The 15717-nt window shown below is 68.9% G+C and carries 17 protein-coding genes, 1 tRNA gene and 2 pseudogenes; 9 read left to right on the top strand and 11 right to left on the bottom strand.

Annotation, left to right across the window (positions count from 1 at the left end; translation table 11 throughout):
• Nucleotides 1-58: 58 nt before the first annotated feature.
• Nucleotides 59-904, top strand: a complete 846-nt coding sequence (locus HCA58_RS18760; RefSeq protein WP_169599145.1) for a hypothetical protein — start codon at nucleotides 59-61, stop codon at nucleotides 902-904.
• Nucleotides 905-1059: 155 nt separating this feature from the next.
• Here the strand turns inward: HCA58_RS18760 and HCA58_RS18755 are convergent, their stop codons facing one another.
• The 3 genes from HCA58_RS18755 to HCA58_RS18745 all read right to left on the bottom strand — a co-directional run bounded on the left by HCA58_RS18755 (nucleotide 1060) and on the right by HCA58_RS18745 (nucleotide 2797).
• Nucleotides 1060-1233 (bottom strand): DUF4236 domain-containing protein, encoded by a 174-nt coding sequence (locus HCA58_RS18755; protein ID WP_169599144.1) that lies wholly within the window; start codon nucleotides 1231-1233, stop codon nucleotides 1060-1062.
• A gap of 140 nt (nucleotides 1234-1373) precedes the next feature.
• Complete coding sequence (locus tag HCA58_RS18750) at nucleotides 1374-1829, bottom strand: Rrf2 family transcriptional regulator (RefSeq protein WP_169599143.1); 456 nt, start codon at nucleotides 1827-1829, stop codon at nucleotides 1374-1376.
• A gap of 68 nt (nucleotides 1830-1897) precedes the next feature.
• A complete protein-coding gene (locus HCA58_RS18745) occupies nucleotides 1898-2797 on the bottom strand; it encodes an AraC family transcriptional regulator (protein WP_169599142.1) in 900 nt (299 codons plus the stop codon).
• A 193-nt stretch (nucleotides 2798-2990) separates the two neighbouring features.
• On the opposite strand from HCA58_RS18745, the gene HCA58_RS18740 reads away from it, so the two are divergent.
• Complete coding sequence (locus HCA58_RS18740; RefSeq protein ID WP_169599141.1) at nucleotides 2991-3767, top strand: glucose 1-dehydrogenase; 777 nt, start codon at nucleotides 2991-2993, stop codon at nucleotides 3765-3767.
• 169 nt (nucleotides 3768-3936) lie between these two features.
• On the opposite strand, the gene HCA58_RS18735 is transcribed toward HCA58_RS18740, so the two are convergent.
• Nucleotides 3937-4368, bottom strand: a complete 432-nt coding sequence (locus HCA58_RS18735) for an SsgA family sporulation/cell division regulator (protein ID WP_007457244.1) — start codon at nucleotides 4366-4368, stop codon at nucleotides 3937-3939.
• A 515-nt stretch (nucleotides 4369-4883) separates the two neighbouring features.
• Between HCA58_RS18735 and HCA58_RS18730 the strand changes: the two genes are divergently transcribed.
• Entirely contained in the window at nucleotides 4884-5339 is a 456-nt protein-coding gene (locus HCA58_RS18730) for a TIGR02611 family protein (protein ID WP_240956484.1), read from the top strand.
• Nucleotides 5340-5389: 50 nt separating this feature from the next.
• A tRNA-Val gene (locus HCA58_RS18725) sits at nucleotides 5390-5461 on the top strand.
• An 83-nt stretch (nucleotides 5462-5544) separates the two neighbouring features.
• Here HCA58_RS18725 and HCA58_RS18720 read toward each other — a convergent pair.
• From HCA58_RS18720 to HCA58_RS18710, 3 genes and pseudogenes are all read right to left on the bottom strand, one after another.
• Nucleotides 5545-6760: pseudogene (locus HCA58_RS18720) on the bottom strand (tyrosine-type recombinase/integrase).
• On the bottom strand, nucleotides 6760-6957 hold the full coding sequence (locus HCA58_RS18715; protein ID WP_169599140.1) for an excisionase family DNA-binding protein: 198 nt from the start codon (nucleotides 6955-6957) through the stop codon (nucleotides 6760-6762). Before HCA58_RS18715 ends, HCA58_RS18720 begins: the two are co-directional and overlap by 1 nt.
• Nucleotides 6954-8521, bottom strand: a pseudogene (locus tag HCA58_RS18710) (replication initiator). The gene HCA58_RS18715 and the pseudogene HCA58_RS18710 overlap by 4 nt, the downstream one beginning before the upstream one ends.
• 1099 nt (nucleotides 8522-9620) lie before the next feature.
• On the opposite strand from HCA58_RS18710, the gene HCA58_RS18705 reads away from it, so the two are divergent.
• Nucleotides 9621-10145 carry a hypothetical protein gene (locus HCA58_RS18705; RefSeq protein WP_169599139.1) on the top strand — a complete coding sequence of 175 codons (525 nt, stop codon included), beginning with the start codon at nucleotides 9621-9623 and terminating at the stop codon, nucleotides 10143-10145.
• Nucleotides 10146-10653: 508 nt separating this feature from the next.
• Here the strand turns inward: HCA58_RS18705 and HCA58_RS18700 are convergent.
• Nucleotides 10654-10869: a winged helix-turn-helix domain-containing protein gene (locus HCA58_RS18700; protein ID WP_254876763.1), complete on the bottom strand. Its 216-nt coding sequence runs from the start codon at nucleotides 10867-10869 to the stop codon at nucleotides 10654-10656.
• Between the two features lie 439 nt (nucleotides 10870-11308).
• On the opposite strand from HCA58_RS18700, the gene HCA58_RS18695 reads away from it, so the two are divergent.
• Complete coding sequence (locus tag HCA58_RS18695; RefSeq protein ID WP_169599137.1) at nucleotides 11309-11464, top strand: hypothetical protein; 156 nt, start codon at nucleotides 11309-11311, stop codon at nucleotides 11462-11464.
• Nucleotides 11461-11757: a hypothetical protein gene (locus tag HCA58_RS18690; protein ID WP_169599132.1), complete on the top strand. Its 297-nt coding sequence runs from the start codon at nucleotides 11461-11463 to the stop codon at nucleotides 11755-11757. Before HCA58_RS18695 ends, HCA58_RS18690 begins: the two co-directional genes overlap by 4 nt.
• A 52-nt stretch (nucleotides 11758-11809) precedes the next feature.
• Here the strand turns inward: HCA58_RS18690 and HCA58_RS18685 are convergent, their stop codons facing one another.
• From HCA58_RS18685 to HCA58_RS18675, 3 genes are all read right to left on the bottom strand, one after another.
• Nucleotides 11810-12139, bottom strand: coding sequence for a hypothetical protein (locus HCA58_RS18685; RefSeq protein WP_169599136.1), 330 nt, complete (start codon nucleotides 12137-12139; stop codon nucleotides 11810-11812).
• Nucleotides 12140-12283: 144 nt separating this feature from the next.
• Nucleotides 12284-12862, bottom strand: coding sequence for an HD domain-containing protein (locus tag HCA58_RS18680; protein ID WP_169599135.1), 579 nt, complete (start codon nucleotides 12860-12862; stop codon nucleotides 12284-12286).
• Nucleotides 12859-13986: a helix-turn-helix transcriptional regulator gene (locus tag HCA58_RS18675; RefSeq protein WP_169599134.1), complete on the bottom strand. Its 1128-nt coding sequence runs from the start codon at nucleotides 13984-13986 to the stop codon at nucleotides 12859-12861. The genes HCA58_RS18680 and HCA58_RS18675 overlap by 4 nt, the downstream gene beginning before the upstream one ends.
• A 171-nt stretch (nucleotides 13987-14157) precedes the next feature.
• Here HCA58_RS18675 and HCA58_RS18670 point away from each other — a divergent pair, with 171 nt between their 5' ends.
• Together HCA58_RS18670 and HCA58_RS18665 are read left to right on the top strand one after the other, a co-directional pair.
• Entirely contained in the window at nucleotides 14158-14571 is a 414-nt protein-coding gene (locus tag HCA58_RS18670) for a hypothetical protein (RefSeq protein ID WP_169599133.1), read from the top strand.
• Complete coding sequence (locus tag HCA58_RS18665) at nucleotides 14568-14864, top strand: hypothetical protein (protein ID WP_169599132.1); 297 nt, start codon at nucleotides 14568-14570, stop codon at nucleotides 14862-14864. Before HCA58_RS18670 ends, HCA58_RS18665 begins: the two co-directional genes overlap by 4 nt.
• Nucleotides 14865-15717: the final 853 nt, after the last annotated feature.

Genomic DNA, 15717 nt, shown 5'->3' with positions numbered 1-15717 from the left:
GCGCCGGAGTGGTTCGGTCAGTATCCGGTCAACGTGGCGGTTGCGGTAGAACGACACCATGCCGATCGAAACCGTAGGGCACGCGCCGTTCCTCCGACACCTGGACCAGTGGCTGCCCACCGCCCTGCGACGCGCCCGTCGGGCTACCGTCGCCCTCGGGTACGACGGCAGCGCCCCGGACCTGGCCGAGCAGACCGTACGCCTGGCCGGCGAGCACGCCGCGCGGCTGCGCGGCAGCCGTATCACCGTCCTCGTGCTCGCCGAGGGGACCGAGAAACTGCCGGCCCGCCTCGGTGCCGCTGAGGCGGCACTGCCGGCCGAGGTCGCCGTACACCTGATGCCCGGCCCACCCAGCCTGCTGCCCGTGGCCCTACGAGCGGCGGGTGCCGCAGGAGCGCCGGTGCTGTCCTACCTGGAGACGGACGACCCGGTGGCGCTGACCGCCGCCGCAGCCGGCCGGGCCGCCGAGGCGCTGGTGGTGGCCGGGGCGGTGACCGCCCTGCGGGCGGCGCTCATCGACGCCGGGTTCGCGCTCGCCACCGAGGTCGAGCTGGTCGACGTCGACGGGCGGCTCGGTTTCGGCACCGCATCCGACCGCAGCCTGGAGGAGCTGAAGGAAGCCCTGTGGACGTACGGGTCACGGTTGCGTGACCCGTACGGCGAGCCACTGTCGCCGGCCCCCCGGGTGGATCCGGCACCGCTGTGTCGTGCCCTGCTCGACGAGCTGACCCGGCACAGCCCCCGCACGGTCACCGAGCTGCGCCGGTTCGCCGTCACTGCCACCGCGTACCGGGCGGTGGACGCGGTCCGGGCGATCACCGCGTTGCTCGACTCCGGCCAGGTGACCCGGATGCCGGAGCAGGGTCGGCTCGGCGGCGACGTACTCGTCACACCCGTGCGGTGAGGCGTCCGACCACAACGGAGAAGCCGGCGGCGATCACCCCGATCAGACCGGCACGACGAAGTAGGTCACGAGAAGCAGCCCGCCGGTCAGCGTGGTACGCCGCCGCGTCAACCGGAGGTCCCGTTTCTGTCTCACCCCCACCTGTCGACGGTGCCTCAGGACTTGTCCTGCTTCCAATGCATCGGCCCCGGCAGGTCGACGCGGTGTGCCTTGGCCCGGGAATTCCAGGACCACCGGCCGAGCTTGATGCTCCAGGACGAGAAGCCGTTCTGCGTGAAGTGCAGGGTCAACGGCCCGAACTTCTTGCGCTTACGCAACATCACACCCATTGTGGGTCTCCCTTCGAGACTTCCCGTTCGGGCAGGAACATGCCCGGAACCCCGATTCGTGAAACCCGATGGGCGGTGTCGCGCTGATCGGCCGCCTTGACTGACCCGACGGCGGATCAGCGGGCGAGAAACCAGCAGGGTCAGCGTGGTTCCCAGGCGTCGGGCAACGTGGTCAGTCGGCGGATGTGTGGCGGTAGCCGGCCGTCGACCAGTTCGGCGAGGCTCACCTCGTCGACCACCCGGCGCAGCGCGGCGCGGACCGCGACCCAGAACTGTGGCAGATGGACTGCCACGCCTTCGTACCGTGTCTCCTCCGGACGCAGTCCACGCACGCCTGCCAGCGGGCCCTCCGCCGCCCGTAGCACCGCGCCGACGGTCACCTCGTCGGGTGGGCGGGCGAGAGCGTAGCCACCCTCGGCGCCGCGCTGGGCGCGGACGATGCCGGCTCGACGCAGGTCGGCGAGGACCGCCTCCAGGAACTTCCGGGGCATGTCCTGCTCCGCGGCGATGGTTTGGGCGGACAGCAGCGACGGGTACGTGGCCGCGAGGCTCAGCGTCGCCCGTACCGCATAGTCGCCGCGCGCGGAGATCTGCACCCCGTCATCATGCCCAATGAGCGGTAGCCGGTGCTGCACCGTGCCTACCCGGATCTTCCGGCCGCGCGTCACGTCCGACGGATGTCGACCCCGATGTCGAGTGGTGGCCGGGGGCGCACCACCGGTGGCGGTGCGGGCCGTTCGCAGGCAGCCCGGAACGCCCCCGGACTCATACCGACCTCGCGGGCGAAGAAGCGTCCGAAGTTCGTCGCCTCGGTGAAACCGAGGTGCCGGCCGATCCGGGCGACCGGCTCGTCGGTGGCCGCCAGCAGCCGGCTGGCCTGGAGCGCGACCCGCTCGTCCACCACCTGCTTGGCGCTGCGGCCGGTGATCGCGAGACAGGCCCGGGTGAGGGTACGCACCGAGCAGCCCAGCCGGTCGGCGTAGTCCTCGACGCGGCGGGTGGCCTGGTATCCCCGTTCCACCTCGCGGAACAGCCGCCGGAAGGTTTCGTCCTCCGGCCGAGACGGCGGTCCGGTGCGGGTCGGCAGCATGCTCAACCGCAGCAGCAGCACGCCCAGCTGGTGGCGCAGCAGACTGCGGGCGGCTCGCGTGTCCCGGTGGCGGCTGGCGTCGACAGTCAGCTGGCTGACCTCGTTGATGATCGCGTCTTCGTCCTCGCCGGCGAGCTGAACCCAGGTGGGCACGTCGTCGTCGACGACGTCGAGCCCGTACAGAGCCTCCGGTTGCCAGCGGACGACTGTGGCGTCAAGTTGCGGCAGGGCACAGCGCAGGACCTGGCCGGTACGGAGCCGCAGCAGCGTACCGGGCCGGCAGGGCAGGGACCGGAAGTCCACCTCGGCGAGCCCGTGACCACCCGTGGTCAGCACGATCAACTCGCGGTCGAGCAGCACCGGCCGCCGCCACCCTGAGTCGGACGAAAGGTCACCGAGGGTGACCGTGTCGATCTCGGCCGGGCTGGCGGCAGCGGTGGGCGGTGTCGTGGCGAGGTGACCGGAAGGGACCATCACCTGCGACGTTAGCCCGAGGCCGGCCCGCACGCATCCCTCGCCGCGCGGTGTCATCGTCCCGGCTCCGGCGCGCGGCCGGGGTTGTTTCCGAAGCGACGGGACGGTTAGGTTACTGGACGGTAGTGGCTTGTCGTCGTGGCGGCGGCACCGACACCGGCTTCCCGTGGCCGGGAGGCGCGAGGGGGCTGACGTGCAGGACCTGTTCTCCGTCGACGGCAAGACCGTCCTGGTCACCGGCGGCTCACGGGGCATCGGCCTGATGATCGCCCGCGGTTTCGTCGCAGCCGGGGCGCACGTCATCATCTCCTCCCGCAAGGCCGACGTGTGCGAGGCGGTGGCCATGGAGTTGGCCGCGCACGGCCGCTGTGCGGCGATCCCCGCCGACCTGGGCCACGACGGGGGAGCGCAGCAGTTGGCCGCGGCCGTCCAGGACCGGGCCGGCAAACTCGACGTACTCGTCAACAACGCCGGCGCCACCTGGGGTGCGCCGCTGGAGAGCTACCCAGAGAACGCGTTCGACAAGCTGTGGGCGGTGAACGTCAAGTCCGTGTTCCGGCTGACCACCGCGCTGTTGCCGGCGCTGCGCGCGGCGGCGGGCCCCGACGACCCCGCACGTGTGATCAACATCGGCTCGGTCGACGGCATCCGGGTGCCCTCCATGGAGGTGTACGCGTACTCGGCCACCAAGGCGGCAGTGCACATGCTGACCCGCAGCCTGGCCCACCAGCTGGCCAACGAACAAATCACCGTGAACGCGATCGCCCCTGGCCCGTTCGAGAGCAAGATGATGGCGTTCGCGCTCGACGACCCCGGCTCCCGCTCGGCGATCGAGGCTCAGGTCCCGCTCGGCCGCATCGGTCGACCCGAGGACATGGCCGGCACCGCGATCTACCTAGCCTCCCGAGCCGGCGCCTACCTGACCGGCGCGGTCATCCCCGTGGACGGCGGCCTCACCACCCACGGTTGACCCCCCATGCCCCACCCCATCACGCCCCCTGCCCTCGGTCGCGATCATGCAGTTGTGGCACCTGCCATGACGAGCAAAGGCGACGGTGATGGTGCGGGCGGTCACGGTCGTCGGGGCAGGAGGAGGCCGCGCAGATCCGGCAGATCCGCGCGGCCTCTGTTTCGACTCGTCAGCGACCGGCGAGCAGCCGGTTCACCGCGGTGTCGACGTCCAGGTGCTCGGCCTCCCGGCCACGAGGCACGACCACGTAGGTCCGCCGCAGGAAACGCACGAGCACGCTGCGCGGTACCTCGAACAGGGCGTTGCCGTCCGGCGACGACAGCGCCAACGCGACGAAGTCGCCGCGTGGGGTGGCCCACGGCCAAACCCTGACGTCCCCGATGCCTGCCGGCTCGTCCAACCCGGTGACGAGCAGTTCGCGGGCGAAGGACCAGCTGACTGCCTCGCCGCCAGCCGACTCCGCGTGGAACAGGACATGGACCGCATACGGGTCAGCAGGGTCGTAGCGCAAACTGGCGCGCACCGGCAAAGCGGTGGCGTCAGGTGCGACGAGCCTTAGCGACGTCTCGACCTCTACGGTCGTCGGTCGGATGACACTCATGAACGTTCTCCCCCCGGCACCGCTGCGGAACGCGCGTGTCCCGCTTTCCTCATACTCAGCCGCCACTCCCGGCTACGCTCCGCCATGCGCTGACTTCACCCAGTGGTGGGAAGGGGGTCGGAGGAGCCACGTGAATGTGAAAATTCGCGTAGGATTTCCGATTCTGCCCAGTGGGTTCATCCTGCCCGGCATCGGGTTTGTTGAGTCGTCGACTTACTCCGGTAACGTCCAGTTGGCGGTTGCAGTGACGGGCCCGCGCCACACTGGCGGGAAATGGTTGCGGACGCCATCCTCAGTGGAAGTGGCGACCCGCTGGGCCCATCGAACGTCACGGTCCGGACAGCCGAACAGCGGGGGTGCGGGTGCCGAAGAGGCAGAGGAGCCGACGCGGTCGGTCAGTGATCGATCACGGAAGGGCAAGGGGACGCGGCGCCGCAACCGTCCAGGTGCGTGACATTCGTGGCTGACCCGGAGGATGCCGGGATAGATCGACCGGGAAAGGGCATCGTGAGCAGATGAGCGGTGGTACGCAGCATGACGGGGGTGGTGTCGCCATGGCCGAGCGGCGCGAATCGCCGTCATGGCGACAACGAATATCCACCACTCTCGCCCTGGTCCGTGCCAACCCCACCGGCCGGATAGCACTCAAAGTCATCTTCGGTTTCCTCGGCGCCCTCGTCGTCACCGTCGGCATCGCGCTGATCCCGCTACCCGGGCCGGGCTGGCTGCTGGTGATCGCCGGCCTCGGTATCTGGGCCGTCGAATTCCACTGGGCCAAGCGCCTGCTCGATTTCACCCGCCGTCACGTTCACGGCTGGACCGCCTGGGTGAAACGACAATCACTGCCCGTACGCCTGGTGATCGGCTCGGTCGGCCTCGTCTTCGTCGGTACCGTCGCGCTCCTGTCGATCAAGTACAGCCTCGGCATCGACGTGATCGCCCAGGTGCTGCGCTACCTCGCGACCCACTGACCCCGGGTTCGCGACCTGCGCGTCGGATCGGGTAGAGTCATGCGCGCCGAGGGCGATTAGCTCAGCGGGAGAGCGCTTCGTTCACACCGAAGAGGTCACTGGTTCGATCCCAGTATCGCCCACGCAGGTCAAAGGCCACTTCCCAGCTCCGGGAGGTGGCCTTTCTGCTGCCCGTACAGCAGCGAAGTACAGCAGTTCGTCATCGCTATAGGGATTCGCCGAGGCGCTTGAGCGCATCTCTCGTCGCCTGCGAGGACACCTGCGTGTAGATCTCCATCGTTACGGAGAAGCGGGCGTGCCGGAGGATCTGCATGGCGACTCGCGGGTGGACGTCGAGGTCGGCCAGGAGGGTGGCGCAGGTCCGTCGCGCGTCGTGGACGGTGATCGGCGTGACACCCGCCTTGTCGCAGCGGGCCTGCCAGGAGCGTTGGAAGTTGCGCGGCTCGATGGGCGTGCCGTAGCGGGTTGTGAAGACGAGTCCGGTCTCGTGCCACGCCTTGCCGGCGGCTGCTCGTGCCTCGTCGCGTTGTTGTTGTCTGAGCTTGAGAGCGGTCAGGCAGATATCGGGCAGCGGGAGGGTGGCGTCGGACGCCTGGGTCTTGGTGTCGCGGTGCAGGAGCTGCCCGCGCACGCGTTGGAGCTGACGGCCGATGGTCAGCTCTCCGGCGTCGAGGCCGACGTCCTCCCACGTCAGTCCGAGGGCCTCGCCCTTGCGCAGGCCGGTGACGAGGACCAGGGCGTACGCGGCGTAGAGCGGGTCGCTGTCGGCGCGGGCGGATTCGAGGAACCGGCGTGCCTCGTCGCTGGACCAGGACTTGCCGCGTCGACGGCGGACGGTGGCCAGGGTGACCGGCACGGCCGGGTTGCGGGTGATGAGGTCTTCGGCCTGGGCGTGGGTGAGGGCGGCCCGCAGCGCGGCCCGGATGTCGCTGACCGTGCGCGTCGACGGGACCGCCTGGCAGCACCGGCCGACCGAGCAGCAGCGCCGCTTGTGCTTCGGCCTTGCGGCGTCCTTGCCCTGGGCGCAGCACTGGCAGGTGCGGGCCACCTGGTTCAGCCAGGTCTGCACGTCGCGGGACTGGAGCCGGTCGAGTCGCTTGGCTCCGAGACCGGGGGAGAGGTAGCGGCGGACGAACGTCTCGTAGGTGGCGTAGGTGAGCGGCGCCCGGTTCGGCTCGATGATCTCGGTCAGCCAGTAGGCGAGGAAGCTGCCGACAGTCGGGACGCTTGTCGCCACCGGTCCGGCCTTGGCCTGCTGGTGCAGTTTGATCCACTTGTCGTGGACAGCGTTGCGGGTCTTGCCGTAGACGTACTTGCGGGTGCGTTTCCCGTCCGGTTTGGTGACCCAGACGTACGCGGCGAAGCCGTTGCGGTAGGGGGAAGATGGAGCCTTCGCCGTTGGCGCGGGCACGGGCGGGCATCAGGCGGCCTCCTGCCGGTCGATCTGGTCGCGGATGTAGTCGTCGACCCATTCGGGGAGGATGCGGCGGTACTTGCCGTCCTTGATGGAGCGCAGTTCACCGGTGGCGATCTTCATCTTGACCTTGGAGATGCCAAAGCCGAGCAGCACGGCGACCTCGGCGGGGGAGTACCAACGCGGGCGCAGGTCGTGGTTCATGCGGCGGCCCCGGTGAGCCAGGCTGCGTGGGCGAGTTCTTCCCGGCCGACGCGTCTGCTCTCCCGTCGCTGCCGGGCGGCGGTGTTGGCGAGCAGGGCGTCTCCGTCGGTGCGCCAGCCGGCCCCGAGGTAGGTAAGCGTGCCGGTGGTGAGGGTGTCGGCGGGTTCGTTGTCTTCGGCGCGGCGGTAGGTGGCGCGGGTGTCGCGGAGCAGGGCAAAGGTGACGGAGTAGCGGCGGGCCTTGGTGAGGAAGTGGCCGCCGAAGCCGAGCATGTGCGCCCATCGGCGTAGTCCCGCGTAGGGGTTCGCTGTGGTGTCAAGGCAGCCTTGACGGTCGCCGTCCCGTGCCGTGCTGCCGATGGTGCGGGTAGCCGTCGGTCGTCCGAGTCGCCAGCAGGCGTCGATGAGGCGGGCGAGGTGGTCGCCGTCGGGGTCGGCGTAGGCGTCGATGGTGTCGGAGGTGAGCCGGGTCGAGGCGTGGCCGGTGACCTCGGTGGCTTTGGTGGCGTACTTGGCGAGGTAGGCGGCCACCTTGGCGTCGGTCACGTCACCGTCGCCGCTACCGACGCGGCGCACGTCGACCTGCTCGCCCCAGGCCACCGGCCAGCCGTCCGGGCGGTCGGGGTGTGGTGGGGTGCTGACGGTGATCTGCCGGGCGGCGACGTGCACGGCGTCGTCCAGGTCATCGGCGGTGATGCCGGCCGGCGGCGGCACCAGAGCGTCCTTGTCGCCGGGGTCGGCGCCGTCGAGGCGAAGCAGGACGTGGAAGTGCACGGCTCCCCGGCGCTGCATCTCGGCGACCTTGCCGTGGGACACTCGCACCGGCGGCACCCGACGCACCCGGCCGGAGTCGGTGACGACCTGGCGTGGCTGATGCCACGTTGGCGGCAGCGGGCGGCAAGCTGGCGTTCGATGGCCTGCTTGGTGCGTCGCCACAACTCGCCGGAGGCGAAGTTCCACACGGCCTGGTGGTCGTGGTCGTAGCAGTCCAGACACAACGGTCGTCCGAGCTGCGGATCGTCGGTGTCGTGGCGGGTAAAGCAGGCCGCGGGCTGCCCGTGCTCGCAGGTGCGAGCGTCGCGGCGGGCGTGGCAGGGGGCAGGTCGGCAGTCGCACCGCTGGCGGGTGGCGCAGGTGTGGCGGGGTACGTGCCGGTGGTGGACCGCACCGAAGGAGGGTGCGGTGAAGGTGGCGAACACGACCGGATGCCGTGCGACGGTGGCGGGGACGGTCTTGCCGCCGGTCAGGCCGGTGCGGACGACCTGGAAGGCGTCGCCCGCGTAGACCCAGGCGCAGTCCGGGCACTGCGACGCCCGGCGGTTGCCGCACGCCTTGTAGATCGCGCGGTCGGGCAGCTCGTCGGTGTGCAGCCCTCGGATGACTCGGCCGGTGTCGGCTTCCACGCTGGCGAGGGTGCCGGTGAGGCGGATCGGGCGGGTGCAGCCGCCAGCGGCGGCGGTGTGTTCGAGCCAGCCGAGGTAGTCCGGCGTGGCGGCCCGGTGCAGGGCCTGGGCGAACCGGCCGGCAGCGAGGCCGGGCCGGGACAGGGCGAGTGGGGCGGACATCGGTTTCTCCTCACGAGGTGGCAGGGACGGAAGACGAAGCACCACCAGCCGTGGACCCTGGTCCGCTGGTGGTGTTCGTCGTGTCTCCTGGCACCGCCGGAAGGGCGGCCGACGCCGGAGGGCGGAATCGTGGTGGTGCCACACTCCGCCGATGGGTGATGTCCTCTCGCGCTCGTGGAGGTCATGGGGCCGGCACGGGTGGGGAGCCTGGGATATCGGCATCCGGCGGGATCGCCGCAGGCTGCCCCACCCGTGGAAGGTGTGTGAATCCGGGCCATCGTGGACGGCGAAAGGCCGTGCTGGGCCGCTCGGCGGATTCAGAGTGCCGGCACTGTGGCCGGGCGATGGAGAGGCGGCGGGACGTGTCTCGCATCAGCGACAGGAAGGCCGCTCGGCCTCTCAGGAGTCGAGTCCAGCGATCCGGCGGGAAGGCCGCGCTGGCGTGCTCAACGACCGCCAGAGTAGCACCGGGTACCGACACGTCAACCCGCCGTGATCCCTCCGGCCGGGCTGGGCCGGCTGGGCCGGCCGGTGTGGGAGAACTTTCTGTACGTCTATCAAGGCGGCCCTTGACGGGCCGCACGCGCCGCCGCCTGGGCGCGTGGCCTGCACTCCGCTGGCGCTCCGACTCCGGCCACGCAACACGCCCGGCGGCTGGCGCGAAGGGCGGGTAGCTCGGTGGGCCGCCGCATGACGACAGCAGCGTTGATCGGGTTGTGGCGGGCCGGCAGCCGGCCGGGCCGCGCGGCCACGAGCCCGCGCGGCGTAGGAAAGCGCACGCCGGCCGCGTCGGCGAGCTGGTGGTGGTCGAGAGGTTGCGGCTACTGCGCCTCCGGCGGGGGCGCTCCGGCTCCAGGATGGCCGGGGCTGCGTCGGCGGGTCGCGGTCCGTGGGTGGTTGCGGTAGGCCATCCCGCCCCGCCATCGACCCGGGCAAGCCGAGCAGACCACCGCCCGACCCGCCAGCGTCCGTACGGGCGTCAAGGCCGTCTTGACGTGGCGGGCCGGGCGGCGGCCCGCTCCCCAGGAGGGCGGGTCGACGGCAGACGGGATGGCTTCCACGCGCCGCTTATGGATGAGGCTTGATAGCTTGGTCAGCCGTGGCCAACATCGATTATGGCAATATGCCGACGTGGATCTCCGCGATCGGCACTACCGGAGCCCTCCTGATCAGTACCGTTCTTTTGAGGAAGGCCCTTAAGGAGCGGACGGAAGCGCTTGACGAGAAAAAACGGGATCAAGCTAGCAAGGTTTCCGCATGGATGGATGGAGAATCTCGGTCGATCCGAGTTCGGAACGGCTCGGAAGCAGTTGTCGACGAGTGCTTCGTGTTCGTCTGGTTCAAGCGCTCGGGACTTCCGCCCGGGTCCAACGAAGTCACTAGGGCTGAGTTGCCCATCATAGCCGTTCCGCCAATGACCACCCGGGAGATCGAACTTCCTTGGGAAGAACCATTGCAATGGTCCCTGAGCGGGGTGCAATTCCGCGATTCAAAGGGACGCAGATGGAAAAGGAGCATGGGTGAAGGGCTTGTTGAGCTACTGCCGCCGTGGGAAGCGCCACTACTGGCACGAGTCCTTCGCTTCCTGAAGAAGGTGGTCAAGCGCAAGGATCGAGATGGCTAAGACCGATAACCCGTCTCGATCGGCTGGACGACGGTCGTGCTGCAGTTCGTTGTCGCTGTCTCGCTACGCTTGGCTGAGCTCGACGCGAACGTGGCGCCGCCAGCGTGGATGCCACTTGCGGATCAGTGGGGTGGCCGTAAGTGGGCCACGGTCGCTGAGGTGCGCCGCGAGTAGAACGTCCTCGGACGTCGGGGCAGGATTAGGACCCGGTTGTCGAGCCTCTTCACTCGCACGGTCACGTCGACCGAGTTGCCGCCGATTTGGCGGCATCTAGGGCCATCTAGCGCCGCCCACCGCTACAGTCGTTATCTGGCCTTCCGCTGCTCGGGGTGACGCGCGAATGACCGTCGACAGCCACGGTGACAGCAACGGGCCGGAACGAGGACAGCCATCGGCCGCCGGACAAGGACGGTTGCCCGAGGTCGCAGATGCCGACGGACTCCGCCAGACAGAGCGCCCAGAACTTACAAGCGATGGGTCCGAGTCGAGTCGGCGGCTGTGAAAGTGCCTACTCGGCGACGAAGACGCCCACGCCTGGCAGTGTCTCGGTCATTCCCTTGATCCGTAGTACCTGCATGGCGCGGTCGATCACCGGCTCGGTGACCTCGTAGTGCTCGATCAGCTCTCGTCGGCTGGGCAGCTTGGAGCCCGGTGGGAACTCGCCGGATGCGATGCGTTCGGCGAGGTCGTCGGCTATCTGCTCGTAGCGGTAACGCGGTGGCACGTGGTTCTCCTCGGTTGGCAACACGAGTAGACCACCTACGTCAGCCCTTGACTACCCAACGCTACCCATGGGAGGTTGGCGGGGAGGTCGATTCCCTCGGTTGGCGCTGTTGGGCCGTCCTCGCCGACGTGGATGTCCGGCGCATTCCCCCGCGTTCGGGCATCCACGTCTTCAAGTAGCTGCGGCACAAGGAGGTGGCGGTGCTCCCTTCGAGATGGCCGAGAGGAACGCGCTTGGACCGGGCGCGTAACGAGCCGGTCAATCGGGTCTCCTACGACGAGTACGTCCTAGCCGTCGCGCTGACCCTGGCCCGCCGACATCGGCCAGTGTGGTCCTGGCAGCACTGGCGGCGCATCTGTCAGTGCGGAGCCGACCTGCCGTGCCGTGCCCGGCACCGAATACCGATCAATCGTGGGCACTGGCCGCAGGCGGGTGAGCAATGAGCGGCGGATCGGAGTGGGTGATCCTCGCGGCGCGTGTTCAAGGGCTCTACATCCTCGCCACCCTGGTCGCGTTCACCGCCCGTGCCGGCTTGTGTGTCGATTGCCGGGTGGCTCACGCGAGCGTCGTCCGACTACTGGGCGGTGCGCGGTGACCAGCCACGGCCCGGTCATGCCGATCTGGAGCTGCGGGGGCTGCGACCTGCCGTGGCCGTGCCCGACCCGACGGCGGGAGCTGCGGGCGGAGTACGCTGACGCGCCGGTGTCACTGGCCCTCTACCTCGGTGCCTACCTCGTCCAGGCCGTCGAGGACATGCCATGGGCACCGGCCGGCGCACTGCACCGTCGCTTCATCGGCTGGACCAGGCAGCCGTCGGAAGTACAGCAGCGAAGTACAGCAACCGTGCCGACCGGACCCGACCGGTACGGGCGTCACCAGGCCGGATGACCTCGGATCGAGCCCGATCCGGCCGGTCTGCCGAGAGTTCACACCGAAGAGGTCACGTGATGAAGGTGCCGTCCGGGCTCATGATCTCGTCTCTCAGCAGCGGCACCAACGCCGACGAGCTGCCATCGTCCACGGTGACTGACATGCGGACCCGACCGTCGCCGTCGTCAATGGCGTAGCTGACCACGGTGTACCGCTTGCCGTCCTCGCCCACGACCAGGCGCATGTCCTTGTCGTCGAGCATTGCGCGCCACTCGTTATAGCCGTTGCGTCGCCATTCCGCCAGGCGTGCCTCGGCGAGCTGCGCTGCGGTCCACTTGTTCAGCCCCACGCGCTCACTCTCCCACCCGGGCTGGCTGTCGACAGCAACGAGCCGCGACACGGACAGCCGCCGGCCGCCGTGCGCGGACAGTCGTCCGAGGTCGCGAACGCGGATGGACCCCGCCGGACGAAGCGCCTAGAACTTACAAGCGAGGGGTCATTTGCTTGGAGTGATCGGCTCCGGTAGTAGGTCTGTGCCTGGTGGTTACGCCGGTGGGGGAGGGGTGAGCCAGGCGAGGGGTTGTCCAGTGAGGGCGGCGTTGGCGAGGCGGTGGGCGCTGGTGGTTTTGAGTGCCGCGCGTGAGCTGTCGATCCAACGTTGTACGTTGTCTATGCCCTGGTGGCGGTACTCGACTGCTTGGACGAGGCATTCCAGTTTGTCAGCGTCGTGGGCGACGATGGCCTCTGGTGTCTCACCCGCTTCGTACTCTGCGACGGCGGTGTTGATGAGGTCAGCGACCTCGGGCGGGCAGGCGGCGACCTGGTCGGCGGTGACGGTGGTGTTGGGTGCGGCGGTGAGGTAGCGCTTGGCGATGTGGGGGATGTCGGTGATGCGGGTTTCCTGAGTGTCGTGCAGGACGCATAGCATCGATACGCGGGCTGGGTCGGCACCTTCCATGGCGGCGAGCATCATCCCGATGAGCGCGGTCCGGAACGAGTGTTCGGCGATGGATTCGGGGTGCTTGATGCCGGCGAACCACCAGCCGGTGCGGGCGGCGCGTTTGAGTACGCCGGCCTCGAAGATGAAGCGCATGGCTCCGGCGGCGTCGTGGTCGTCGTTCATCTGCCCGTCCCTGTGCCGGTGACTCCGTCTGCTCGCAGGCTGTAGACGATAGAGGTTAGTTCTTGCCGGGATTGTGGAGAGATGTGGTCGCTGTCCAGGATCCGGGTGCTGCGTTTGAGGAGCGCGCGGCTCTCGGCGGGGTTGTCGAGGGTGAGTCTGCGGCGTACGGCGAGCAGAGCCCAGATGTTGTGGACGTTGAGGTCGACGAAGGGGTGCGTGGGGTCGAGGCGCTGGACCAGGTGCCGGAAGAGAACCGAGCCGTGCCAGTCCGCGAGCGGTGCCGGCATGAATGAGTCGTCGTGTTGGCGGTACGGGATCTCGCCGACCCAGTAGGCCGAGTAGTTGAGGGCTGCTCGCTGGCAGGTGTCGTCCGGATGGGCGCGGGCGAGGAAGTCTCGTAAGGGTTCCGGGTCGCCCTGGTTCGCAAGGGATGTGACTACGGACCGGGCGTCAGGCCACAGCGGCGACCAGGTTCGTAACGTGATCGCTCTGCGGGTGCGGGTGGTGGTCTGGGAGAGCCATCCTGCGGCTGTCCTGGTGGGGTCCATGCCCGCGAGGAAGCAGGCTTGGCGATGCAGCAGAACGCTCGGGTCACGTCCGGCGGCTGCCCGTTCGGCGAGTACGTGAAGCCGGGTGAAGAACGCCCGTTGCTCGTCGGCGGGCAGGGCCGGCCCCGACGCCACCGGACCTCGCCGAGCGTTGGCGACGGGTATGCCTCTGGCGAAGGTTGGTGTCTGCCCGAGAACAGCCCAGAGGATCAGATCGGTCAGGCGGTGGGTGAGTACGCACCAGCCGAGCGGCTGTTCGGCGATGTAGCACCGATCCACCTGGCCGTCCAGGACTGCGGCGAGGATGACGTCTGCCTCGGCGGCGTCGTCGAGTGCGGCGAGCAGGGTCACGTTCGCTCCGAGCCGGCCCAGCCTGCGCCGGACGGCGAACGCCTGCCCGAGCGGCACCGCCGTGAATGGCCGGCGCCCGGACTCCCAGCTCTGCACGGTCACACGGTCGACGCCCAGGTCGGCGGCAAGTTGCTCCTGCGTCAGCGGAACGGACTCCCGGATCAACTTGAGCAGGTAGCCGGTCACCTCGCCCCGCTGCGGTGCTGATCGTCCGCGACCTGCCATGCGTCATCCCTACGTTGACCGGTGGTCGACGTTTCCGCCTTTACTCAACTGCTGCGGCTGACATGTGGGCTGCTCACTCGTACTGCGGGTGAGTCCCACCGTCGTCGTGGTGATCGTAGCGTCGCAGTTACCGAACGTTCTAGATCCGGTCCCGTGGCTTGGGGGTCGGCCATGGGGCGCTGCCCGGCGGAGGGGGCCAGTAATGCGGGACAGGACGCCACCGGGGCGACGAGTGTCCTACGACCAGTACCTGATCGCCGTAGCGATGACCTTGGCGCGGCGACACCGACCGGCATGGTCGTGGCGCAAGTGGAGGTGGCTGTGCCGGTGCGGGGCCGACCTGCCCTGCCGGAACCGACACCGCATCCCGATCAACCGCGGGCACTGGCCGACCGAGGAGGAGCAATGACCAACGGCGCGGAGCAAGCCATCCTCGCGGTCCATCTTCGAGGGCTCGACGGCATGTGCGTCGGCTGCCGGGCGTGGTGGTCGCGGCTGTCGCCGTACCCGTGCTGGCAGGTGGAATGGGCGACCAGCCGGCAGGCCCGCGCGAGCGTCGCTCGGTTCCTGGGCGGTGTGCGGTGACCAGCCACGGCCCGGTCATGCCGATCTGGAGCTGCGGGGGCTGCGACCTGCCGTGGCCGTGCCCGACCCGACGGCGGGAGCTGCGGGCGGAGTACGCTGACGCGCCGGTGTCACTGGCCCTCTACCTCGGTGCCTACCTCGTCCAGGCCGTCGAGGACATGCCATGGGCACCGGCCGGCGCACTGCACCGTCGCTTCATCGGCTGGACCAGGCAGCCGTCGGAAGTACAGCAGCGAAGTACAGCAACCGTGCCGACCGGACCCGACCGGTACGGGCGTCACCAGGCCGGATGACCTCGGATCGAGCCCGATCCGGCCGGTCTGCCGAGAGTTCACACCGAAGAGGTCACTGGTTCGATCCCAGTATCGCTCACCATCGATATGTGCAGGTCAGAAGCTCGTTGCCGGAACGGTCGGTAACGAGCTTCTTCCCTGTCACCCCTCAAATTGGGAGCAGTTTGGGAGCAGGCTGGCGATGACGCGGGCCGGGCCTCCCCGCCCGCCATTCCGGCGGCCGACGACCGCGTGGTCGCTGTCGAGATCGTCAGAGCAGGATCGGGAATCTCGAAGCCCGGTCGGGTCGGTTCTTGGGCCGGTGGGTGTCGCGGAGATTCTTCTGCCGGCCATTGACCTGCTGGCACTGGCGACCTTGTCCCACATTGGAGGTCGGGGCGCCACCGCTGAGTGCTCGCAGCGCCTGCCACGCGATGGCAATGCCGGCAACCACCCGAGGTCTTCGAACGGGTCGACGACTTCTCGCGCTGGTACGGCCAACGGCCCTTCGTCTTCCGCAACCCCGCCAAGACCGACAAGGCCTGCTCGTGAATGGGGGCCGCACACGAACTCGGACACCTGCTCCTGCATCACGACGCCGATCCCGGCAGCCAGGTCCTGGAACGCGAGGTCGCCGCGCTCGCCGCCGAGTCCTCGCCGCACGCTCCTGGCCGACGAACTGTCACCCTGGCTCGACTTCGAACTCGAACGCCGCTGGGGCATAGTCCAATGCTGCGTAGCTTAAGTTGATCTTGGGGTGTGGTCTGCGGTTGTGTGGATGCTGTCGGGTGGTGCGGCGTGGCGGGCTGCGGGCCGACGGGGTTGGCTGTTCTGATTCCGGGTCATGTCGGTGGATGCGGTGGTGCGGCCGGAC

Source organism: Micromonospora sp. HNM0581 (genome assembly GCF_012726175.1).
Taxonomy (GTDB): domain Bacteria; phylum Actinomycetota; class Actinomycetes; order Mycobacteriales; family Micromonosporaceae; genus Micromonospora.
This window is presented reverse-complemented; position numbering and strand designations above follow the sequence as displayed.

Coding starts and splice junctions, on each gene's coding strand:
- HCA58_RS18745 (WP_169599142.1), bottom strand. CDS start 2,797: ATGGTCCCTTCCGGTCACCTCGCCACGACACCGCCCACCGCTGCCGCC.
- HCA58_RS18730 (WP_240956484.1), top strand. CDS start 4,884: ATGAGCGGTGGTACGCAGCATGACGGGGGTGGTGTCGCCATGGCCGAG.
- HCA58_RS18675 (WP_169599134.1), bottom strand. CDS start 13,986: ATGGCAGGTCGCGGACGATCAGCACCGCAGCGGGGCGAGGTGACCGGC.
- HCA58_RS18695 (WP_169599137.1), top strand. CDS start 11,309: ATGAGCGGCGGATCGGAGTGGGTGATCCTCGCGGCGCGTGTTCAAGGG.
- HCA58_RS18760 (WP_169599145.1), top strand. CDS start 59: ATGCCGATCGAAACCGTAGGGCACGCGCCGTTCCTCCGACACCTGGAC.
- HCA58_RS18715 (WP_169599140.1), bottom strand. CDS start 6,957: ATGAACCACGACCTGCGCCCGCGTTGGTACTCCCCCGCCGAGGTCGCC.
- HCA58_RS18680 (WP_169599135.1), bottom strand. CDS start 12,862: ATGAACGACGACCACGACGCCGCCGGAGCCATGCGCTTCATCTTCGAG.
- HCA58_RS18670 (WP_169599133.1), top strand. CDS start 14,158: ATGGGGCGCTGCCCGGCGGAGGGGGCCAGTAATGCGGGACAGGACGCC.
- HCA58_RS18755 (WP_169599144.1), bottom strand. CDS start 1,233: ATGGGTGTGATGTTGCGTAAGCGCAAGAAGTTCGGGCCGTTGACCCTG.
- HCA58_RS18735 (WP_007457244.1), bottom strand. CDS start 4,368: ATGAGTGTCATCCGACCGACGACCGTAGAGGTCGAGACGTCGCTAAGG.